At 55.7% G+C, this 20,326-nt stretch carries 16 protein-coding genes and 1 tRNA gene; 3 read left to right on the top strand and 14 right to left on the bottom strand.

The features are described 5' to 3' along the window. The first annotated feature begins 125 nt into the window (after positions 1-125). From ACT3TY_RS10110 to ACT3TY_RS10100, 3 genes are all read left to right on the top strand, one after another. Positions 126-1,235, top strand: coding sequence for a pyridoxal phosphate-dependent aminotransferase (locus tag ACT3TY_RS10110; RefSeq protein ID WP_441679021.1), 1,110 nt, complete (start codon positions 126-128; stop codon positions 1,233-1,235). A 171-nt stretch (positions 1,236-1,406) separates the two neighbouring features. Then, the gene (locus tag ACT3TY_RS10105; RefSeq protein ID WP_192538627.1) at positions 1,407-6,191 is read left to right on the top strand and encodes a GLUG motif-containing protein; all 4,785 of its coding nucleotides are present in this window, start codon (positions 1,407-1,409) and stop codon (positions 6,189-6,191) included. A gap of 144 nt (positions 6,192-6,335) precedes the next feature. After that, on the top strand, positions 6,336-8,006 hold the full coding sequence (locus tag ACT3TY_RS10100; RefSeq protein WP_192538626.1) for a ShlB/FhaC/HecB family hemolysin secretion/activation protein: 1,671 nt from the start codon (positions 6,336-6,338) through the stop codon (positions 8,004-8,006). 35 nt (positions 8,007-8,041) lie between these two features. Here the strand turns inward: ACT3TY_RS10100 and ACT3TY_RS10095 are convergent, their stop codons facing one another. The 14 genes from ACT3TY_RS10095 to ACT3TY_RS10030 all read right to left on the bottom strand — a co-directional run bounded on the left by ACT3TY_RS10095 (position 8,042) and on the right by ACT3TY_RS10030 (position 20,248). Beyond that, positions 8,042-9,166: a sensor histidine kinase gene (locus ACT3TY_RS10095; protein ID WP_444628074.1), complete on the bottom strand. Its 1,125-nt coding sequence runs from the start codon at positions 9,164-9,166 to the stop codon at positions 8,042-8,044. A gap of 135 nt (positions 9,167-9,301) precedes the next feature. Then, the gene (locus tag ACT3TY_RS10090; protein ID WP_444628073.1) at positions 9,302-9,922 is read right to left on the bottom strand and encodes a hypothetical protein; all 621 of its coding nucleotides are present in this window, start codon (positions 9,920-9,922) and stop codon (positions 9,302-9,304) included. Positions 9,923-9,924: 2 nt separating this feature from the next. Beyond that, on the bottom strand, positions 9,925-10,635 hold the full coding sequence (locus tag ACT3TY_RS10085; protein ID WP_192538624.1) for a response regulator transcription factor: 711 nt from the start codon (positions 10,633-10,635) through the stop codon (positions 9,925-9,927). A 121-nt stretch (positions 10,636-10,756) separates the two neighbouring features. Then, positions 10,757-11,722: a branched-chain amino acid transaminase gene (locus ACT3TY_RS10080; RefSeq protein WP_444628072.1), complete on the bottom strand. Its 966-nt coding sequence runs from the start codon at positions 11,720-11,722 to the stop codon at positions 10,757-10,759. Beyond that, complete coding sequence (locus ACT3TY_RS10075; protein ID WP_444628071.1) at positions 11,706-12,821, bottom strand: class II histone deacetylase; 1,116 nt, start codon at positions 12,819-12,821, stop codon at positions 11,706-11,708. Before ACT3TY_RS10075 ends, ACT3TY_RS10080 begins: the two co-directional genes overlap by 17 nt. Beyond that, positions 12,818-13,849 carry a histone deacetylase family protein gene (locus tag ACT3TY_RS10070; protein WP_444628070.1) on the bottom strand — a complete coding sequence of 344 codons (1,032 nt, stop codon included), beginning with the start codon at positions 13,847-13,849 and terminating at the stop codon, positions 12,818-12,820. The genes ACT3TY_RS10075 and ACT3TY_RS10070 overlap by 4 nt, the downstream gene beginning before the upstream one ends. 27 nt (positions 13,850-13,876) lie before the next feature. Then, the gene (locus ACT3TY_RS10065; RefSeq protein ID WP_018918112.1) at positions 13,877-15,151 is read right to left on the bottom strand and encodes a TRAP transporter large permease; all 1,275 of its coding nucleotides are present in this window, start codon (positions 15,149-15,151) and stop codon (positions 13,877-13,879) included. Next, positions 15,148-15,693, bottom strand: a complete 546-nt coding sequence (locus ACT3TY_RS10060) for a TRAP transporter small permease (protein ID WP_444628069.1) — start codon at positions 15,691-15,693, stop codon at positions 15,148-15,150. Before ACT3TY_RS10060 ends, ACT3TY_RS10065 begins: the two co-directional genes overlap by 4 nt. Positions 15,694-15,764: 71 nt before the next feature. Further along, positions 15,765-16,838: a TRAP transporter substrate-binding protein DctP gene (dctP, locus tag ACT3TY_RS10055; protein ID WP_192538618.1), complete on the bottom strand. Its 1,074-nt coding sequence runs from the start codon at positions 16,836-16,838 to the stop codon at positions 15,765-15,767. Between the two features lie 125 nt (positions 16,839-16,963). Continuing rightward, complete coding sequence (locus ACT3TY_RS10050; protein WP_444628068.1) at positions 16,964-17,908, bottom strand: ornithine cyclodeaminase family protein; 945 nt, start codon at positions 17,906-17,908, stop codon at positions 16,964-16,966. Position 17,909: 1 nt separating this feature from the next. Beyond that, a complete protein-coding gene (locus ACT3TY_RS10045; RefSeq protein ID WP_444628067.1) occupies positions 17,910-18,266 on the bottom strand; it encodes a RidA family protein in 357 nt (118 codons plus the stop codon). 157 nt (positions 18,267-18,423) lie between these two features. Beyond that, the gene (locus ACT3TY_RS10040; RefSeq protein ID WP_417421738.1) at positions 18,424-19,191 is read right to left on the bottom strand and encodes a helix-turn-helix transcriptional regulator; all 768 of its coding nucleotides are present in this window, start codon (positions 19,189-19,191) and stop codon (positions 18,424-18,426) included. 117 nt (positions 19,192-19,308) lie between these two features. After that, a complete protein-coding gene (locus ACT3TY_RS10035) occupies positions 19,309-19,899 on the bottom strand; it encodes an exopolysaccharide biosynthesis protein (RefSeq protein ID WP_444628066.1) in 591 nt (196 codons plus the stop codon). A 262-nt stretch (positions 19,900-20,161) separates the two neighbouring features. After that, a tRNA-Leu gene (locus ACT3TY_RS10030) sits at positions 20,162-20,248 on the bottom strand. Positions 20,249-20,326 lie beyond the last annotated feature (78 nt).

Raw genomic sequence — 20,326 nt, 5'->3', positions numbered from 1 at the left:
ACTGGATGACTCGACTCACCGATTCACTCTGCCAAACGCTTTATGTAATCATTAACCCACTAGCGACTTAAACGCTCAGCGATTACATTCACGCCCACGCTTCACTTTCATTGCAGGAAACCGCCATGCCCCGCTACCCCGAGCACCTTACCGGCGAAGGCCCGGTTAACCCCTTTCCGGGAATTAAAGTACTTGAACGCCGTCTGGGCCGAGCGATCCCCCATCAGTTGGGTTCCAACGAAGGGCTGGACATGCCTCACCAGGCACTGCGCGAGCACTTTGGTGATGCACTGGCGGCGCACGCTTACAGCTATGGCGACGCCGAGGCGTTTGGTGTGCGTACCCGGTTAAGCGCCCAGCTAGGCACGCCTTTTGATCACCTGTTGGTTGATGCGGGTGCCGATAGCCTGATTGCGCTGGCGCTACGCACTACCTGCGAGCCCGGCGCTACGGTGGTATGCACGGCGGGCACCTATCCCACGTTTGGCTACTTTGCGAAAGGCCAAGGCTGCCGCCTGATTGAACCTGGCTACCATGAAGCGCCCGGCGTGCTGGCACCGGACCTGGAAGCGCTGGCCGCCGCCGCGCAACAGGAAAACGCCCGCCTCGTCTACCTGGCCAATCCGGATAACCCCAGCGGCCACCTGCACAGCGACAGCGCCATTATCAAACTGCGCAAGGCGCTGCCGGATACCTGCTGGCTGCTGTTGGATGAAGCCTATGGCGATTTTCGTGATGATGCGGGAAGCGCGTTTTCGGCTAACGCGCTGCCCGGCGTGATTCGCCTGCGCACGCTTTCCAAAGCCCATGGTTTGGCGGGGCTGCGCATTGGCTACGCCATTGCAGAACCGGCGGTGCTGGCCATGATGATGAAGGTGCGTATTCACTACGCGGTATCCGCGCTGACGCTGGCCGCCGCCGAAGTAGTGCTCGACCACCCTGAAGAAGTGAACCAGCACGTCGCTGATGTAAAAGCGCGCCGAGAGCAGTTGGCCGAGCACTTTCGCTCTTTAGGGGCCGACGTACTACCGAGCGCCACCAACTTTATCGGCATTCGCCTGCCCAGTGAGGAACTGGCCACCCACGTACATCAGCAACTTCTTTCAGAAGGTGTGTTGGTGGCACGGCTAGCGCACCCGGCGCTTTCCAACGTAATACGCATTACCGCCGTAGCGGACGCCTTGGTGCCGGGGCGGCTGGCGACACTTGAGCAGGCAATCGCCACATCGACTTGATTCAAACCTAAACCTCAATATACCTAATTACAGGGATAGCGGTAGACGAGCGCACTTGCTTAAATTCTACAGGCATGGAAGCGGAATTTATAAGTACCTCTCTTAACCGTTATCCCCGTTCTTCATACACCGCGATGATGAACCACGGGAACCCATTTGGAAGCCGTGTTTATGAATCGTTGTTATCGTATCGCCTGGAACCATCGCAAGGGTGTTTGGCAGGCCATCTCGGAGGCAGGAACGCCTCCCAAGGCACGGGGCAACGCGAGCCGCCTGGCCATTGGCACAGCACCGGCAGCAGCCGCGCTGGGGCTTTCACTTATCGTTTCCCCTGTGTACGCCGAGCTGCCCAGTGGTGGTGCGGTGGTGGCCGGCGAGGCGGCCTTCAGCCCGCAAGGCACCACGCTGACCATTGACCAAACCAGCCAGAACACGGCGATCAACTGGGAGCGTTTTTCCATTGGTGAAGGCCATCACGTTCACTTTAACCAGCCCAATGCTGATGCCGCCGCCCTAAACCGGGTCACCGGCAGCGAGGCATCCTCTATCCGCGGTGCGCTAAGCGCTAATGGCCGGGTATTTCTGGTTAACCCCAACGGCGTACATTTCTCTTCGACAGCGCGGGTGGATGTGGGGGCGCTGGTCGCCTCGACGCTGGATATTTCGACCGAAGACTTCATGGCTGGCAACTACACCTTCGAGGGCGGCAGCGGCAACGCGGTCATCAACGCCGGGAATATCACCAGCGTTGCCGGGGGCCATGTGGCGATGATCGCCGCCGAGATCATCAACACGGGCAGCATCGAAACGCCCCAGGGCAGTACCCTGATGGGCGCGGGTAGCCGCGTTACCCTGGACCTGGGCGGCCCGGTCAAGATTGAGGTGGAAGAAGCGCGCCTGGCCACCCACATCGAACAGGGCGGTGCGATTCGCGCCGACGGCGGCCTGGTGTACCTCACCGCCGGGGCGGCCAGCGACCTTACCGCCAGTGTGATTAACCACACCGGCATTACCCAGGCCCGCACCCTGGCCAGCGGCGAAGATGGCCAAATTATGCTGATGGGCGATATGCAATCAGGCCGTGTCGAAGTAGCAGGCACCCTGGACGCCTCGGCGCCGAAGGGCGGCAACGGCGGCTTTATTGAAACCTCGGCGGCCAGAATCAGTATTGCCGATGAGGTGCACGTGACAACCCACGCCGCCGATGGCGACACTGGCGAGTGGCTGATTGATCCCACCGACTTTTACGTCAACGCCGGTGGCGCCACGAAAACCGACAGCGGTATCGGCGCCGACACATTGAGCAGCAACCTGGCCACCACCAGCGTTACCCTGGCAACCGTGGCCACCGGGAGTGAGGACGGGGATATCCATATAAACGCCGCCATTAACTGGGATGCCGGCACCCGCCTCACCCTGGATGCCCACAACGATATCAATATCAACCAGTCCATTACCGCGCAAAACGGCACCTTGGCACTTTATGCTGTTGGCGATATCACCAGCGCCGGTGCCATTGACGTTGGTGTCTTCGACTTGGCCTACGGCTCCTGGCGACAAAACAGCGTCAACCTGCCCGCTTTCACAGCCCGTGACTTCCGCATTGAATACATCGCCAGTTTCCTACGCACATTGGGGGGCAGCGGCAGCGCTTCCGATCCTTATCAACTCACCGATGTCTACGGTTTGCAAGGCATGGCATCCCTTCGCCTGCTGGGCAATGACTTCGTACTAGTAAGCGATATCGATGCCAGCGGCACCGCTGGCTGGAATGCAGGAGCAGGCTTTGATCCCATTGGTGATATTAGCGGTTTTAGTAGCGGCTTCATCGGCAGCCTCGATGGCCGTGGCCATGTGGTCAGCGATCTCACCATCAAGCGGCCGAGGGAAAAGTACGTTGGCCTGTTCGGTGCCACCCACTTAGCCAGCCTGACCGGCATCGGTTTGGTCTCGGCAGATATTACAGGGGGGGAAAGAACGGGTGGCCTGGTGGGACTCCAAAGACGCAGCACCATCAGCGAAAGCCATGTCTCAGGTGACGTAACTGGCGGCGAAAATGTCGGCGGCCTCGTGGGAGAAAATCAGGATGGTTTTATCAGCCAAAGCTACGCCACCGGGGACGTAAGTGGCGCTTACGTTGTCGGCGGCCTCGTGGGAAACCTAAGCGGCACTATCAGCCAAAGCTATACTGCCAGCAATGTCGCTGGTAATGATCAGGTCGGCGGCCTAGCGGGGTCTAACAATGGTGGTTCTATCCGCCAAAGCTATGCCACCGGCGACGTGAGGGGTAATAAAGTGGTGGGCGGTCTGGTGGGGGCCAGCTGGAGCACCTTCAACACCATTGAAAACAGTTTTTTTGCCACTACCGATGCGGCAGGCGCCCCCATCAATCACGGTCTCGATCCGGTAGGTTTAAACGATCACGGCAGAAAGACCAACACCAGCGGCAAATCCCACACCGAGTTGCAACGGTTGTCAACCTTTGACAGTTGGGGCACGGATATCGACGCCGAAGGTGGCACCGGTAGCGTATGGCGTATCTATAAGGGTTTATACGATGGTTTCACCACTCCGCTGCTACGCGCTTTTCTAACACCACTGGACATGCGACCAGAATACGACGGCAGAGGTATACACCAGAGCAACATTGCCTCTGTGAATACTGAAAACTGGAACGCTGCGGATAAACACCATGTGCTGGGCGGCTCCTTGGGAACGGGCAGCACCTTGACCCTTACCGGCAGTGACACTACCGGGGAATATCTGGCGACCTCCGATGCCATCATTGGCGATTTCTTCTCCGACCAGCAGGGCTACGACCTGATCACCACCCGCGTGATCAGTGACAGTAACTTGACAACCGTTGGCGATATTGCACTGACCCATGGAGCAAGCTGGGACAACGGCACCCTTCGCATCGACACCGCTGGCGATATCATCCATATCGGCGCCATCAACGGCGGCGACAATAGTGTCTTTGACTTGGCCAGCGGCCACTGGCAGCAAACCAGCGCTAGCCTGCCCGTCTTCACCGCCAACGACTTTCGTCTTAAGGAAGACACCGCCAGTTTTCTACGCACACAAGGGGGCAGCGGCAACGCTATTGATCCTTATCAAATCATCAATGTCTACGGCTTGCAGGGCATAGCATCCCACCGCTTGCTAGGCAATGACTTCGTACTGGTGGGCGATATCGACGCCAGCGGTACCGCTGGCTGGAATGCAGGAGCAGGTTTCAATCCTATTGGTGATGCCGGCACCCCCTTCACCGGCCGCCTTGATGGCCAAGGCCAAGTGATCAGCGACCTCACCATCAACCGACCACAGGAAGATGATGTTGGACTGTTCAGTAGCACACGCTCAGCCCGCCTGACCGGTATCGGCTTGTCCGCGTCGGATATTACAGGGAGGCGAAGAACGGGTAGCTTGGTGGGATACAACAGTGGCTCTATCAGCCAAAGCTATGCCACCGGTGACGTAACGGGTGCTAGCCAAGTCGGCGCCGGAGGCCTAGTGGGGTACAACGTAGGCGGCACCATCAGCCAAAGCTATGCCACCGGCAACGTAACCAGCGCCCAGAGGGTTGGCGGCTTGGTGGGATATAACAAAGACGGTACCATCAGTCAAAGCTATGCCACTGGTGACGTAACTGGCTATTCCATGATTGGCGGTATGGTGGGATACGACGAAGGCACCATCAGCCAAAGCTACGCCACCGGCAACGTTAGCGGCACTGATGATGTCGGCGGCCTAGTGGGCTTCCTGGTTGGTTCAGGTGTTCCTAGCACTAGCGGCACCATCAATCAAAGCTATGCCACCGGGGACGTGAGCGGTGATAAAGACGTCGGCGGTCTAGCGGGAACAAATTTTACCGGCACTATCAGTCAAAGCTATGCTACTGGTGACGTGCGCGGTGATGAAAATGTCGGCGGCCTGACAGGACTCAGCGCCGGTATCATTCGTCAAAGCTATGCCACTGGCGACGTAACCGGCTCACAAAATATCGGAGGCCTGCTAGGAAAAAACGCCAGTACCGGCACCATTGAAAACAGTTTTTTTGCGACTACGGATGCAGCAGGCACCCCCATCAATCACGGTTTCAATCCGGTAGGTTTAAACGATGGAGGCCGAAAGACCAACGACAGCGGCAAAACCCTCGCCGAGCTGCAAGAGTTGGCAACCTTTGTCAGTTGGGGCACGGATATAGACGCCGAAGGCGGCACCGGTAGCGTATGGCGCCTTTACGAAGACCATAGTACCCCGTTGTTGCGCAGCTTCCTGACCACACTTGATATAAACCCAGTTGATGCCACAGTGACCTACAATGGCGCCAACCAAATCGGTCCCAGTATCTGGCGCGCAGAGGCTCACCATGATGCCAGCTTGATACTCGGCACGGGGATTGTCTCGGGCGGCGGCAGGGATGCGGGCGACCATGCAGTGGCAATGAAAGGACTGTACTCATCCCAACAAGGTTACGACCTGATTCAGAACAACGGCACCCTGACCGTCCAGCGCCGCCCCGTAACCGTTGCCGCTGACCATCACCACCTAATTGACAATAACCCTGCTCTTCGACTGACATGGCAAACGGATTGTGGAGCATTTAGCGCCCATTGCGGCCTCGTCGAAGGGGAACTTCTCGCAGGCCAGCTCGAACATGATGCGGGAAACGGAGCAGGCCAATATACGGTCCAGCAAGGCACGGTCACGGACAGCAACAATCCCAATTACGCGATCACCTTCGAGCCTGGTGAGCTAGTGATAGCACCAGAACCAATGCCTGAGATATCACTTCCTGTAAATAAGTTATCGTCCAACATGATATGGGCGATGCTGCCCCGCGACCCCCACGACAGCCGTACAAAAGAGCTGCTGACTCAGCAGCTACAGCAGCAGACAGCAACCGTTAGCGTAGAAGGTCATGGAATTCAGCTTGAGGATCAAGGGCAATAGGGTGTGCAGCAAGCAACTCGGCGGGCGCTTTTGCGGGATCAAGTAAAGCGCCTTGCCAAGTAGTCGATCAGAAATAACACGTGGAGCCCTTGGCATAAGGGGCACCCATTGATTGCCAGCGTAAAAACGTATAGGGAATACAGAATGAAACAGCATGGCTTAGGGGCTTGTACTCGCTCCCCCTTTTCACCCGCCAACCGATGGAATGAAACGCTTTTGCTTTGCACTGGCCTGCTAATGAGCAGTGGTGTTTTCGCTCAGCTACCGCCCGATGCAGGGCAGATACTGCAACAAAACGAGCCCCCCACTGCCAGCCCTCAATCTTCAACGGTGCCGTTAAACCTCCAGGGGCAACCACTTTCTGAGGTTGCCCCGGGTGGGCAACACATCAGCCTGAACGATATTCGCTTTAGCGGTAATAGTCGCTTCACCAGCAGCGAACTTCTCCTGCTCGTTCAAAACCAGATAAATCGCCCACAGGATCTGGCGGGCATCCAGGCAATGGCTAATCACATCAGCCAGTATTACCGCGATAACGGCTACCCGTTTGCACAAGCCCTTATCCCTGCGCAATCCTTGGCTAATGGCATACTTGAACTTCAGGTCGTTGAAGGGCGCTATGGCCAAGTGACGGCGACCAGCGATGACCCAACGTTAGCGGCAGCGACCACTCCTTGGTTGTCTGCTTTACGAACAGGCACTCCCATTGAGTCGGCGTCCCTGGAGCGAAGCATGCTGCTACTGGGTGATTTACCCGGTATAGCGATTACCCCCGTTATGCGGCCAGGCACCCGTCAAGGTGACGGCGATCTGGAGGTTCACGTAAATAGTCGTCAGCGTGTCATGGGGAGTATTGGAGCGGACAACCACGGTAGCCGTTTTTCCGGGGAATACCGGGGTAGAGCAAGCCTTTCAGCCTACCATTTGGCGACGATGGGCGATGAGTTAAGCCTTACCAGCCTTTATTCCAACGAGCATACCTGGCTAGGCGATTTACGTTATTCAACTCCTTTGGGCGCCCGGGGTATACGGGGTGAGCTCGGTTATGCCTATACCGATTATACGCTTGGTGAAGGCTTTGAAGGGTATACCGGCACCGCAGACGTTTATTCGGTGGGCGTCTATTATCCCCTCGTGCGCAGCCAACAATCCAATGTGTCATTAAGCGCCCGGTATCTCTATAAAGACTTGCACGATGATATTGATCTCTTTAACTATCGCCGAGCCACTAGCAGCCATGGCTTGCCGTTGGGTATACGCTTTGATCATCGGGATACGTTAGGTGCGGGGGGCGTTACCTACGGCTCCGTGGCGCTAACCCCTGGCACACTTTCCCAAACACAAACTGAGTTGGAAGATTCCGACTACGGCTTTACTTACGTCACTCTGGATGTCGCCCGAATTCAAGCGCTAGGCAGTGGTTTTGAACTATATGGCCGCATTAATGCTCAGTGGACAGACATTGACAGTATTGACGGCTCGGAACGTTTTTTCTTGGGAGGGCCGTATGGCGTGCGCGCTTACCCCGTTGGCGAAGGGTCGGATAGTCGTGGCTGGCTAGCTCAATTAGAGGGACGTTACCATGTAGGCAACGGCATGGCGCCGTATGTATTCGTAGACGGTGGACGCACTCTTGGAGGCGGTAATGATGATGACGCACGGTCGCTTGCGGGCGCCGGTATCGGGCTGCGTTACCAACATGAACGCATCAGCCTGAATGTTAGTAGCGCATGGAAGCTGGAGGGTGGCGATGCCCAGGCGGATAACCACCAGCGCACCCCTACCCTTTGGGCGTCAACCAGCTATCGTTTTTAATTATTCAACACACGATGGCAAGGCGTGGAGACTGTTTAAGCCTTGCCAGCCTGCCCCCTATTCGGCATCCGTACTACCAGGCGAGTAATACCTGGGCGCGAGAAAACCCATAACTGTCCTGACTGCCCCCTGGCACGAATCTGCATACTTTGGATACCGACGCTAAAGCCTGCATCTTTTACTAGCGACATATCAAAGCCAATGCCATCGTCTTCAATCGCCAAGAAGAGGTTATGTGTATTTTGGCGCAGGGTAATACGCGCCACTTTTGCTCGGCTATGCTTGATAATGTTGGTAAGTGCTTCTTCCATAATTCGTGCCAGCGCCATGCACCGTTCTTCAGTGGGTGGCTGGTGCCATTGGGTCGGAATACTCCAAATTAAGCGCATGTCCAGTTCATCAAATAATGTGCTGTAACGCTGCCTAATAGGGGCTATCCATGGCCCTGGCGCTGATGAGGCAGGCTGTGAAGAGGTAAACGCGTTATCAATAATATGCCGAAGATCGTTACGCAACAGCTTGAGCGTTGCGAGTGCAATTCGATGTATTTTGGTATTATCCAGGGAAGCGCTTTGATGCCTTTCCATACGCGCAATGGCACTTACCAGCGAACTTCCCAAGCCGTCGTGAAGCTCACGCCCTAATCTTAAGCGTTCGTGCAGTTTCGAGTTAGCAATACGCAAACGTTGCTGCTCATTCATTTGCGTTTGTAACGTTTGACGCGCTGCTTCTATTTCACTCTCTAACTCTGTGTTGAATGATGTTAGCCGCCGAATGGTGCGTCGGCTAAACAGCGTCATCACTATTGCCATACATAAAGCGGCAGGTAACGTAGCATAAGGAGCCCAAATGGTGGGTTCTTCGCTCCTGGCAGGGGAGAAAATAAGGGAAAGGTCATGAAGCATAATCATGACAAAAATAATTAAGGTAATACAAACAATGACCCGTTCAGTACGGGGGTTTGAAACGGTAAAGATAATAAACTGGATAAATACACTTAACAGTAGAATAGCAAACAGCAGAAACACGGCCACATCAACAATAGACCTCAATGAGGGGCTCGGCACATAGAGTAGCGCCATACTAGCGATTGCGACACATCCCCACAGGCTAAATTCCAAGCGCGGTGATCGGCGCTCGGCAAACCTCCATAGCAACATGCAAAAGCAGGCAACATAAAATACAAAGGCAATGTGGCTAATTTTTAATATGGCGAGGGTATCTGGTAATGGCCAAGGGTCCTGTAACTGTAAAACGCCATAAAAAAGCACCCAAGCTAAATTAACAGCGCCATACTAGAAAAACACACTTAGCTGCCGGTTCTTTATCCAAACGACCAAGCTTGCCAAACCAAATGCGAATGAAACCGTAATACTCATCCAGGGAATACGCAGTTTGCTCCATAGCCACGCATTATAAAGAGGCATGGCTTCATGGTAAGGCGCAATCACTACACTACCCAGCCCCGCGGGTATACGCTGCGGTATACCTTTTACATAAACATGCAGCGTATTCAGTGTATCGGCATGGCGATCAGCGTCTGTTAATATCCAATGACGCGGGGTATTGATTCCTTGGGTCAATGGTTCGCTCAAGGATACATCACGATGCAATAACTGGTTATTGACGTAGATGGCACCGGCGGTATTCAAATAGCTGACCACCAGTGTTAAAGGATCATCCAACCGCCCCCTTTGAAAACAATCCGCTCGAAACGTCACCCGATACAAGGCCCACCCCTGATAATCAGGCCAGCGCTCATACCAGCTAAAGTCGGGTAGGCGAACGTCACTCCATGCATCGTCTGGCGTATGTGTGGGAACGGGTATAGAAGAGACCTTGGCGACTTGGGCGCTAACAATAGCTTCATTACACGAGTGCGGAGCGGCAAATAGCGGTGAAGAAACCAGACTCAATATTACGAGAGTAGCCCCAAGGAACGCGCGGTAGTAACTGCAGAAACACGGTTGCATACAGTAAGCTTTTGATAAATATTTTTTATATGGCTTTCGACAGTATACTTGGAAATGCAAAGGTGCTCACTAATTTCCCTATTGCTCATGCCCTCTGAGACGAGTTGTAAAATACCTATTTGCCGTGAGGTTAGTGACTCATGGTTTTCCGGTGCGGGAATTAAGCCGTTTCCATTATGACTCTCTTTCCCTGCTCCTGGGCTTTCATCAAGGGGCAGGATGTTTTCAATGATACTTCTCGCTAGAAAAGGGTCAATCGGTGCCCCACCGCGCATTACACAGCGAATTGAAAGCATGATTTCCAGGTCATCCCGTTCTTTGAGTAAATAGCCATTGGCGCCTGCTATCAGCGCCCCCAAAATAGCGTCCTGGCTGCTCATTCCCGAAATAACCAAAATTAACATGGCAGGATTATGCTGACGAAAGCGTGAAATTACTTCAATGCCACTGCCATCAGGCAGGCCAAGATCCACAAGCGCTAAAGAGGGAATTTGATCAGAGAGATACTCCAGAGCACTTTTCACACAATCGACATGATCAATAACTGATTCATGATAGCCAATATCGCGCAAAATACGTGCTGAGCGTAAATGCATTTCTGGCTCATCTTCGACCAACAACACCGGCATGGGTAGCAACTGCTCACTGGTTGTCATGACGTGCTATCCTCGATACGCGGCGGGCAATCTGTCCCCCATTATTGCGTGATTACTTGTTCAATGCATCCCTGAAAACAGTGATTTTGAGCCCAAAGTAATGGCGCTGTAGGCGCCCCGCTCACTCTTTATATTGCACGGGCGTTAGCCAGTGCTTAAACGCTTCAAGCTCGCCCTGCACCGCTTGGCGATAGAGGTGCTGTAGCCTGCCCGTGACGCTATCAGAACTGATCGATTCACCCCGCTTCGACGCTCCTGCGCGTCCGCCGATATAACGTCCGTCCAACTCACGCAGCGGGAGTATTTCCGCGGCGGTGCCGGTTAAAAAAGCCTCATCGGCGGTATACAGCTCATCGCGAGTAATTCTGCGCTCACGCACCTCAATACCCAGTACCTGTTGCGCTAGCTGAATCACGCTATCCCGGGTAATTCCCTGCAGGCACGACGTCACCTCGGGCGTGTGCAGTACGCCGTCGCGCAGCAGGAAGACGTTAGCCGCCGAGGCTTCGGCTACATAGCCCTCGGGGTCAAGCATGATGGTTTCATCAAAACCGGCTTTCACAGCGGTATTGAGCGCCAGCATTGAGTTGACGTAGTGGCCGCTGGTCTTGGCGCGACACAGGCTGATATTCACATGATGGCGTGCCCAGGAAGACGTTAGCGCACGCAGCCCGTGGGTGGCGGCCTGGGGTGAGATATACGGGCCTAAATCCCAGGCGGCTACCATCACATGGGTGGTCAGCCCCTGGGCGCGAAGCCCCAGGCCTTCTGCGCCTAAAAACACGGTGGGTTTCAAGTAGGCATTGCTCAAGCCGTTTTTACTCAGACACTCGCGCTGGGCGGTGATTATTTCCGCTTCGCTAAACGGCAGTGGGACATCCAGCGCATGGGCGCTTTCCGCCAGGCGGCGCGTGTGTTCTACCCGAAAAAGATGCGTACCCGTAGCGCCAGCGTAGGCGCGCACACCCTCAAAACAGCCCATGCCATAATGCAGGGTATGGGTAAACAGATGCACCTTGGCCTCGCGCCATTCGCGCCATTCACCGTCCTGCCAAATCCAGCCGTCGCGATCATAAAGCGGTGTCATGCATGCTCTCCCATTGTTGGCGCCAGCCATCGATCAGAACCTGCTGGTGCGGCTGCAAGGCCTGATAGCCCCAGGCAGCGATTTCATCATTCTGCGGGTCGGGTACGCCAAGCGCGCTGCCCGCCAGGGTTTGGATAATGGCGTGGCCACATAACGGAACGTAGCCTTCTGAATAGCCGCCCTCGTGCACAAACACGAGCTTACCTGCGCAGCAGCGCTCGGCAAGCACCTTAAGCTGAGCCGTCATGCGTGCGAAGGCGGCGCTGTTGAGCAGCATTTTGCCCAGCGGATCTTTGGCGCAGGCGTCATAGCCACAGGCCACTACGATTAAATCCGGCGCGAAGGCTTCGAGCGCTGGCAGAATAAGCGTTTCCATTGCGTACTCATAAGCCCCCAGGCCACAGCCGGGAGGCAGTGGCAGGTTGAGGTTGGTACCCACACCGGCCCCTTCGCCCTGCTCCGCAAAGTGCCCGGTTTCCAGCGGATAATTGGCCGCCTGATGCACCGAAACTGTCAACACGTCAGGCTCGGTATAAAACGCCGCCTGCTGGCCATTGCCGTGATGAACATCCCAATCGAGAATTGCCACCCGCTGCGCCTGGCCTAGGGCACGTGCGCGTATGACTGCAACCGGAATATTGCCTAACAGGCAGAACCCCCGCCCCTGATCCGCTTCCGCGTGATGCCCCGGCGGGCGGCACAACGCATAGGCATTGTTGACCTGCCCTAGCGCCACGGCTTCTACCGCCGCGATAGCCAGCCCCGCCGATTGGCGAGCGGCGGCCCAACTGCCCGGCATAAACGGGGCGCAGTCGCCGCCGTTACCGCCCTGCGCCTGATCGCCTGCCTGTAGCGCCTCTAGATAGCGCGGGGTGTGAAAACGCAATAGGTCATCCTGGCTGGCTGCCGGCGGTTTGACCACGTGGAGCTCGTCGATCAAACCGCTGACTTCCAGAATGTTTTTAAGCCGCCGCTTGCTTTCGGGGCTTTCCGAGGCGGCCTGGGGCTGCAAGAACTCGCCGGGGGCAGAAAACACCCCAATCGCGCCCTGGTCATGCCAAAAGCAGCGCTCGTGCCAGTAAAAGCCGGTTGTACTCATGACGCAAAGCCCTGCATAAAAGCGGCCAAGTTGGCGCTGAGGTGCTCGGTCGGGTAGCCGCCTTCCTGGATAATTACCGTGGGCAGCGCCAGCGCCGCCAAGCGCCTGCCGACGTCGATAAACGCTTCAGTCTCCACCTTCAGCCCCGCTAGGGGGTCATCCTTATGGGCATCCAGACCTAACGCGACGACCACGGCTTCGGGCTCATAGCGCTGCAGGTGATCTATCAAGACTGCGAGGGCGTCTAGATACACCTCGCCATCGCTGCCCACCGGCAACGGTAAATTGACGTTGGCATCGACACCCTCATCACTACCCTCTTCATCGGCACCGCCCCAGAAAAACGGATAGAAGTCGCTGGGGTCGGCGTGTAGCGAGCCGGTCCACACATCGCTTCTTGAGTAAAAAATATCCTGGGTACCGTTACCGTGGTGGAGATCCACATCAATGATGGCCACTTTGGCATAGCGCTCGCGCAGTACGGTGGCGGCAAGCCCAGCGTTGTTTAAAAGACAAAAACCGCCGGCGCGTTCAGGCCCTGCATGATGGCCCGGCGGGCGACACAGCGCATAGGCACTGGGCGCACCGTTCAGCACTTCTTCTGCCGCGGCTTCAGCGGTAGCTGCCGAGGCCAGCGCCCCAAGAAAGCTGGTCGCGCTTAGCGGACAGGCCATATCGTGCAGGTGCCACCCGGCCTGGCCGATCGGATGGCGTGGGTAGTGATGGCCACCCCCGCAAGGATGAATATTGGGGGCGACGAACGCTGCGGCATTGGGGAGTTCCTGCCAGCGTGTGTAGATAGTGTCAAGAAACTGCAGATAGCGCGGCGTATGGATCTGCTCCAAACGCTTGCGCAGCGTGGGCGAATCGGCCTCTAAAGGTTCGCTCAGCGTAAGCCCCACGCTTGCCAGGCCCTGGGTAAGCAGCTCGGCACGCACCGGGCCTTCCGGTGAAGGTGCAGGCTGACCGCGCAGCAGAAAGGTCGGCGGCGCGTGGTAGGCCTGATCGGGGTGGTAAAAACATTTCATAATGCGTTCGCAATCCTTGGCAGCCCATTAAAGTAATGAAGGAATCCAGGTGGATAGCGCTGGAAAAGCGGCAAGCAGCACGATCACCACAATAAACGATACGTAAAACGGCAGTGACGCCACGATAGCCCGCTCATAGGGCACTTCGGCTATGCGTGCGGCGGTCATCAGGGTCATGCCGACCGGCGGCGTCACGTTGGAGATATTGAGTACCACAATCATTAGAATCGCGAAGTGCAGTGGGTCAAAACCTAGCTGCAGCATGGCAGGTACCAACACCGGAGCAATCACTACCAGCGCGGGCAGCACATCCATCACCGTACCAATTATTAAGAGTAGCAGGCAGACCAGCATCAGCTGCACAAAGGCGACATCGCTAAAGGTAGTAATCATGCTGGCAGCGTCTCGGGCAATCCCCGAGCGAGTGACGAACCAGCCCAGCACGGCGGAGGTCGCGAGTAGAAAAAATACCACGCCGGAGAAGCGCACCGTGGTCACCAGGGCGTCCCATATCTTGCGCCAGGTAAGATTGCGGTAAAACACCACGCCAATCACGATGGCATACACTGCCGCAAAGCCGGATGCTTCGGTAATTGTGGTGAGTCCCGAAAGAATGCCGCCTAGAATAATCAGCGGCACCACCATCGCCGGTAGCGCGACCAGCAGCGCCATTATCGCGGCCTTAAAGGGGGTGGGCGCCTGTTTAGGGTAGCCGCGTTTCCAGGCCAGGAAAAAGCTCACCCCCAGTAGCGCCAACGCCATCAGCAGGCCGGGAATAATGCCGCCCGCAAACAGGTCGATTACCGATATATCGCGCAGCAGCGTGGCGTAAACCACCATGACCACACTCGGTGGAATGATCGGCCCAATAATCGATGAGCAGGCGGTAACCGCGGCGGCATACTCGGCGTCGTAGCCCTGTTTTTTCATCTCGGGGATCATGATTTTGCCGATCGCGACGGTATCGGTCACGGCCGCGCCCGTGAGGCCTGCAAAAAACACCGAGACCGAAATATTGACGTGGGAAAGCGATCCACGCACCCGGCCAAACAGCGCATTATTAAAGGCGATCAGCTTATGGGTGAGCCCGCCCTGGTTCATCAGCTCAGCGGTAAAGATAAAGTACGGCACGGCAATCAGCAGAAAGCCGGAAACGCCGGAGAACATACGGTCTGCGATAATTCCCAGCATGCGCTCGCCACCCAGCGCAAAGCCGCCCGCCAAGCCCGACATCGCCATGACCACCGCCACCGGCGCCCCAATAAACAACAGCAGTACGAAGACTAAAATTGCAGGGGTCATGAGCGGCTCTCCCCGTCATTGGTTTCAATGAGCTCATCAATCATGGCGCGCTCATCTATAAAGTGCTCCAACAAGGCAAAGCCGTGCACCAAGTGCAAGAGCATAATGACGCCGCTGATAGGCACTACGACGGCGGTGAACTTACTCGGAATGCGAATCTGGTCGGAGACCATGTACACCTGAGTCGCGTTGGTGAAGTAGCCCCAGCCATACCAGACCAACATCAGCGCAAACAGGCCGATAACGGCCAGACAAAGCCCCGCCGCCGTCTGCACCAAGACGCGGGGTAAGCTGCGTACCAGCAGCGTCATTGCCACGTGTTCGCCATAGCGCAGTGAGATGGTCATGGAGAGAAAACCTATCCACGGCAAAAACAGCCGCGCCAGCGAATATGTCCAGCTCAGCGTGCTGCCGGTGAATAGCTTGTAAACAAACGCGGTAAAAGAGATGCCCAGCATGGCGAGAATACAGCCAATGCACAGCACGATCGCCACCTGATTGACCCTATCGCTTAGGCGGCGCAACGGGTGTAAAACGCCCATGATGATTCCTCACGCTGGGGCATACCCGCTCCCCAGCGTTTATCTGTCGCTAACCGTTATTGGGCCTGGTTTTATTGACCATAAACGCGCATGTCGTCACTCGCCAACTGCTGGCCGACCTGCTCGACTTCATCGAGCAGCCCCTGCACGCGGGCGCTATCCATGCCGAAATCATCAACGATCCATGCCTGCCAAGCCGGGCGGGCAATCTCGGCCATGCGTTCACGTTCGGCATCGGGCATCAGGTAGCAGGCTTCAAAGCGCTCACAGGATTCCACCCAGCTGGCCGTTGCCAAAGCACCCGACATTCCATGGCTTAGCTGGATCGCTTCGCGGGCAGAGCTGATCAGCGCCTGTTGATGGCTTTCCGGCAGCGTCTGGTACCAGGACTCACTAACCATCCAGGGCGCGCTGTTATACACATGCCCGGTGAGCGTGGTGTAGTCCGTTACGGCATCGAAGTTGAAGGTGGTATTGAGCACAGGCGCGTTGAACTGGCCATCGGCAAGGCCGGTTTCGAGCGCAGTAATCAGTTCGCCCCAGGGCAACGGCGTTGCGGAAGCGCCTAGTGAACGCATGATCGCCACGTGAGCGGGGTTCTCTTCGGTGCGAATATTCAGCCCTTCCAGGTCTTCAAGCGTTTCGATCAAATGGACGTTGTTGGTAAACGCAACGAAACCGCCGCCGTCATCAAAGGTTCCCAGATAGCGCATGTTGGCCGCATCGACGGTGCCGGACATGAAGTCGGCAAACCACTCGCTGTCAAAGAAGGTCCATGCCTGACGCCAGCTGGTAAACAAAAACGGGGCGGTGACTGCTTGATAATCACCATAAAAAGAGGACATGGCCCCGGCTGACATGATGGTCGACTGAAGCGTGCGGCCGGCCTGCACTTCAGAGCCGTTTTCCACTTCAGAACCCAGCTGCCCACCGCCGAAAATGGTGACTTCCAGATCGCCGTCGGTACGTGCTTCCACAAGGTTTTTGAAGTGCACCAGCGCCGGATAAATTTCGTTATTACTCATATCCTCCGGGATCTGGGTGGCAATCACCATTTCATACGATTGGGCTTGAGCGTTGGCACTGGCAATCGCCAACGGAAGTGCTGCCAGAGCAGCCAAGAGCAAAGATTGATTAGCGTTCATAACACACCTCGTTTTGATTATTGGTTGGTCTTCGTTATGAGTGACGTCTTAGGTTATTTTTTAGTGATGGCATGATTGTATTTATTTTTGCCATCTCTGCTTGCCCGCCTGTTTACGTTGTCTTTTTAGCCTGTCTGGTCAGGCAGCGACTCCCATACCTCAATAGCGGCGGCCAGGTCTTCAAGCGATGCGCCGACCGATTTAAACAGCGTGATGGAGTCATCAGCGGTTCGGCCAGGCTTAGCACCAGAGAGCACCTCGGCTAACTCAGCCTGAATATCTTCAAAGCGGAAGACACCTTCATCAATGGCCTGAAGAATATCGCCTGCTTCGCCCTGGGCACCGGCGTAGGTATCCACAAACACCGCCGCACGGCGCAGGCATTCGGCATCGGTTTCGCGCATTTGCGGCCGGAAGGCGCCAATCAAATCCAGATGGGTACCGGGGGTTAACCATTCGCCTTTAATCAGCGGCTGGGTTGAAAGCGTCACGCAGCTGACGATATCGGCTTGCGCTACGGCCACGGCCAAGTCGTCGACCACTTCGGTGGTAAAGCGCGTGGCGTACGCCTGGGCGATCGCTTCTGCCTTGCTGGCGTTACGCCCCCAGATCATTACCCGCTTAATAGGCCTGACGCTGGCGTGGGCTTCGATCACCATGGGCGCCAGCTTGCCCGTGCCTACGACCAGCAGCGTTTCGGCAGACTCTTTGGCTAACGCCTGAGCCGCTAATGCGGAAGCAGCCGCCGTACGCCGCCGCGTGAGCTCACTGCCATCGATACAGGCAAGCGGCTGGCCGTGTTTGCCTTCGCTGAGAAGATAAAGCCCCGAAATTGCCGGTACGCCATGGTCTGCGTTTTGCGGAAACACATTGACCATTTTGACGCCAATATAGCCAGCGGCTTCCCAGGCAGGCATCAGCAGCATGGTGGCTTCGCCATCGGGCCGGTGCATAGCGTGGTGATGGCGCGGCGGTGACTCAACCCCCTTCACAAACGTTGCATGCAGTCGACTAATCAGCCCTTCCCAAGAGAGGTGGCAAGCCACCTCTTCAGCAGAAACAACCCGCATATCAAGCCTCCGGCAGTGCGGCGACCACCATGATTTCGACTTTCCATTCAGGCTTGGCAAGCTTTGCTTCAAGCGCGGCACGCACGGGTGGACGTCCTGGCACGACCCAGGCATCCCAGGCAGCGTTCATTTGGTCAAATTCCGCCATGCTGGTGACCCAGACTTGCGCTGAAATAAGGTGCTGCTTGGAAGTGCCCGCCTGCTCCAGCAGCTGATCGATACGTGTTAGCACCTGTTCGGTCTGGCCACGCATATCGGCGCTGGCATCGCCCGGCACCTGGCCCGCGAGATACACGGTACCGTTATGAATAGCCACTTGGCTCATACGTGCATTGCTGTCTTGATAGATAACGCTCATAGAGTTTCTCCAGAAAATAATAGGGTCCATTTGAGACTACGATGTTGCCAGGCAACTCGCTTGCCCCAAACTCCGACAGTTTTGCCCGTAAATCAGGTAAGTCACAAGAAGTGATAAACAAGAGGTAAAAAAAGAACTAAATAAAGAGGAGAAAAGCCTAGCGGTCTGAAGAAGGGGCAATATCAAAGTGGCGGCGATAAGCGCGTGAAAAACTGCCTTGATCACGAAAGCCTACCAGCATCGCGATATGGCCCAGGCTCAAGACACTGTGCCGCGCCAGGGTGCGCGCATGCTCCAAACGCCGCCGCTGCACATAGGCCAAGGGCGTGATGCCGGTCAGTTCGCGAAAGCAGGCATGAAAATGCCCAGGGCTCAGTGCACACAGGGCGGCCAGCTGTTCGACGCGGATATCATCGGCTAGATGCCGATCCAACCAGGCATCAAGGCGCTCCAAATCAAGTCGTTCACTCACACAGCGCGTGCCTAATTGGGCAACCGTTGAGGCAGGCTCATCCTGCAGATACATGGTCAGCGCGCGCAGCAGCAAAATGGCGATTTCATTTTGTAGCCCGGGGCACTGCTCAAGCTGATTTGCAAGCGCGTGAGTCAGCTGATTTAACGCCGGGGGAATGGTGAAAAAGCGTGGCTTATCAAATAGCCGCTCAATGTCATCGCCCTTTTCAAGGCTGGCTAACTGGGCAACCGGAATATCCAGTACCAGGGTACGGTTACTGCCATCGCCTTCATATTCATGATGTCGCGAAGAGGGGATCAAACAGCCACGGCGTGCGGTAACACGCTCCTCCTGCCCTTCCATGGCAAGCTCTGTCACCCCGCTGGTTGCCAGAATCAGCTGATGAAAGTCATGCGAGTGAGCCACATGCTCAGATGCCAGGTTTCGGCTCTGCAGCTCAAAACGGGTCATGGCAATCGCCTTTCTTATTGGAATCTATCTTTGCACTATAAAACGACCCAGAGCGAAAAAGCGAGCCAGCGGAGATGGCGCTAAAGGGTGGCACTGGGTCATTGAGGCTGCCTTTACCTAGCCACTAAACCCCACATACCAGATCACGAAAGGCACCGCTGCCAGAAATACGATAGAGATCATGGCAAGCACCCCATCCCGGGTTAAGAGCCCTGCCGCGAAGCAGGCGATGGCGGCCGAAGCTATCGAACCAGAAGTAGGGATGACTTCCATAAACGGCATAAAAGGAGTAACCGCCAAAATAACGGCGAGCGGCAGATACAACCAAGGCGGCTTGACGAAAAACACCCAGCGCGGCTTGAGAAAACGCTCAACGAAATGCACCGGCTTGCGCAGCCAGTTAATCCCTTTGCAAAGCTTGCTGGTCGACAGATTTCTACGTGATATGAAGCCTGGTAGCCAGAGGCAGTCTCGGCCTAGGATCATCTGTGTGACGAGGATAAACTCGATGGCCGCAACAATCGCGGTGATGCCCGGTATCGAACTTGCCGGAGACGTCGAAATAAGAGCAAACATTAGCATCAGTGATGCAAAGGAGTGTGGGCCGAGTTCGTCCACAAGCGACCCAATCGTTACTTTTTGCCCTTGAACCGAGTGTTCAAGATGATTCAGAACCTCGCTGAGTGCCCGCGTGGTGTGTTCGGCCATTATTGAGCTCCCTGCTCGCCATAAAGCCTTTCAGGCATTAAATGGGGCACCTGTATCCATGGAATAGAAATAGCCGTCTAAAACACCTGTGCGATCACTTTCGAGTGTAGTTCAGATTGGTTTAATCAAATGTTAGATGTCGAGCCAGTGATGGTGTGAACCAATGCGGGTATGAGAAATCTTTATTCAAGCTCCATGGCATTTTTTTCTGGAATGCCAAAACCAAAAAAGGGCCTAGCGATAAACGCTAAGCCCTAAAATTTGGTGCCGGTGGCCAGACTCGAACTGGCACACCCGTAAAGGCGGCGGATTTTGAATCCGCTGCGTCTACCAATTCCGCCACACCGGCAATGGATGCGCATTATACGGAGATAACCCTTGAGGTCAATCACATTGACTGACTTTATCTAGCGAAGGGGGTATCCTA

Source organism: Halomonas sp. AOP22-C1-8, assembly GCF_052378905.1.
Lineage (GTDB): Bacteria > Pseudomonadota > Gammaproteobacteria > Pseudomonadales > Halomonadaceae > Vreelandella > Vreelandella citrativorans.
This window is presented reverse-complemented; position numbering and strand designations above follow the sequence as displayed.

Excerpts from the sequence above, each read along its gene's own strand:
- ACT3TY_RS10105 (WP_192538627.1), top strand. The coding sequence starts at position 1,407 with ATGAATCGTTGTTATCGTATCGCCTGGAACCATCGCAAGGGTGTTTGG.
- ACT3TY_RS10035 (WP_444628066.1), bottom strand. The coding sequence starts at position 19,899 with ATGGCCGAACACACCACGCGGGCACTCAGCGAGGTTCTGAATCATCTT.
- ACT3TY_RS10040 (WP_417421738.1), bottom strand. The coding sequence starts at position 19,191 with ATGACCCGTTTTGAGCTGCAGAGCCGAAACCTGGCATCTGAGCATGTG.
- ACT3TY_RS10065 (WP_018918112.1), bottom strand. The coding sequence starts at position 15,151 with ATGACCCCTGCAATTTTAGTCTTCGTACTGCTGTTGTTTATTGGGGCG.
- ACT3TY_RS10070 (WP_444628070.1), bottom strand. The coding sequence starts at position 13,849 with ATGAAATGTTTTTACCACCCCGATCAGGCCTACCACGCGCCGCCGACC.
- ACT3TY_RS10085 (WP_192538624.1), bottom strand. The coding sequence starts at position 10,635 with ATGACAACCAGTGAGCAGTTGCTACCCATGCCGGTGTTGTTGGTCGAA.
- ACT3TY_RS10050 (WP_444628068.1), bottom strand. The coding sequence starts at position 17,908 with ATGCGGGTTGTTTCTGCTGAAGAGGTGGCTTGCCACCTCTCTTGGGAA.
- ACT3TY_RS10095 (WP_444628074.1), bottom strand. The coding sequence starts at position 9,166 with ATGTTGCTATGGAGGTTTGCCGAGCGCCGATCACCGCGCTTGGAATTT.
- ACT3TY_RS10060 (WP_444628069.1), bottom strand. The coding sequence starts at position 15,693 with ATGGGCGTTTTACACCCGTTGCGCCGCCTAAGCGATAGGGTCAATCAG.
- ACT3TY_RS10080 (WP_444628072.1), bottom strand. The coding sequence starts at position 11,722 with ATGACACCGCTTTATGATCGCGACGGCTGGATTTGGCAGGACGGTGAA.
- ACT3TY_RS10100 (WP_192538626.1), top strand. The coding sequence starts at position 6,336 with ATGAAACAGCATGGCTTAGGGGCTTGTACTCGCTCCCCCTTTTCACCC.
- ACT3TY_RS10075 (WP_444628071.1), bottom strand. The coding sequence starts at position 12,821 with ATGAGTACAACCGGCTTTTACTGGCACGAGCGCTGCTTTTGGCATGAC.
- ACT3TY_RS10045 (WP_444628067.1), bottom strand. The coding sequence starts at position 18,266 with ATGAGCGTTATCTATCAAGACAGCAATGCACGTATGAGCCAAGTGGCT.
- dctP (WP_192538618.1), bottom strand. The coding sequence starts at position 16,838 with ATGAACGCTAATCAATCTTTGCTCTTGGCTGCTCTGGCAGCACTTCCG.
- ACT3TY_RS10110 (WP_441679021.1), top strand. The coding sequence starts at position 126 with ATGCCCCGCTACCCCGAGCACCTTACCGGCGAAGGCCCGGTTAACCCC.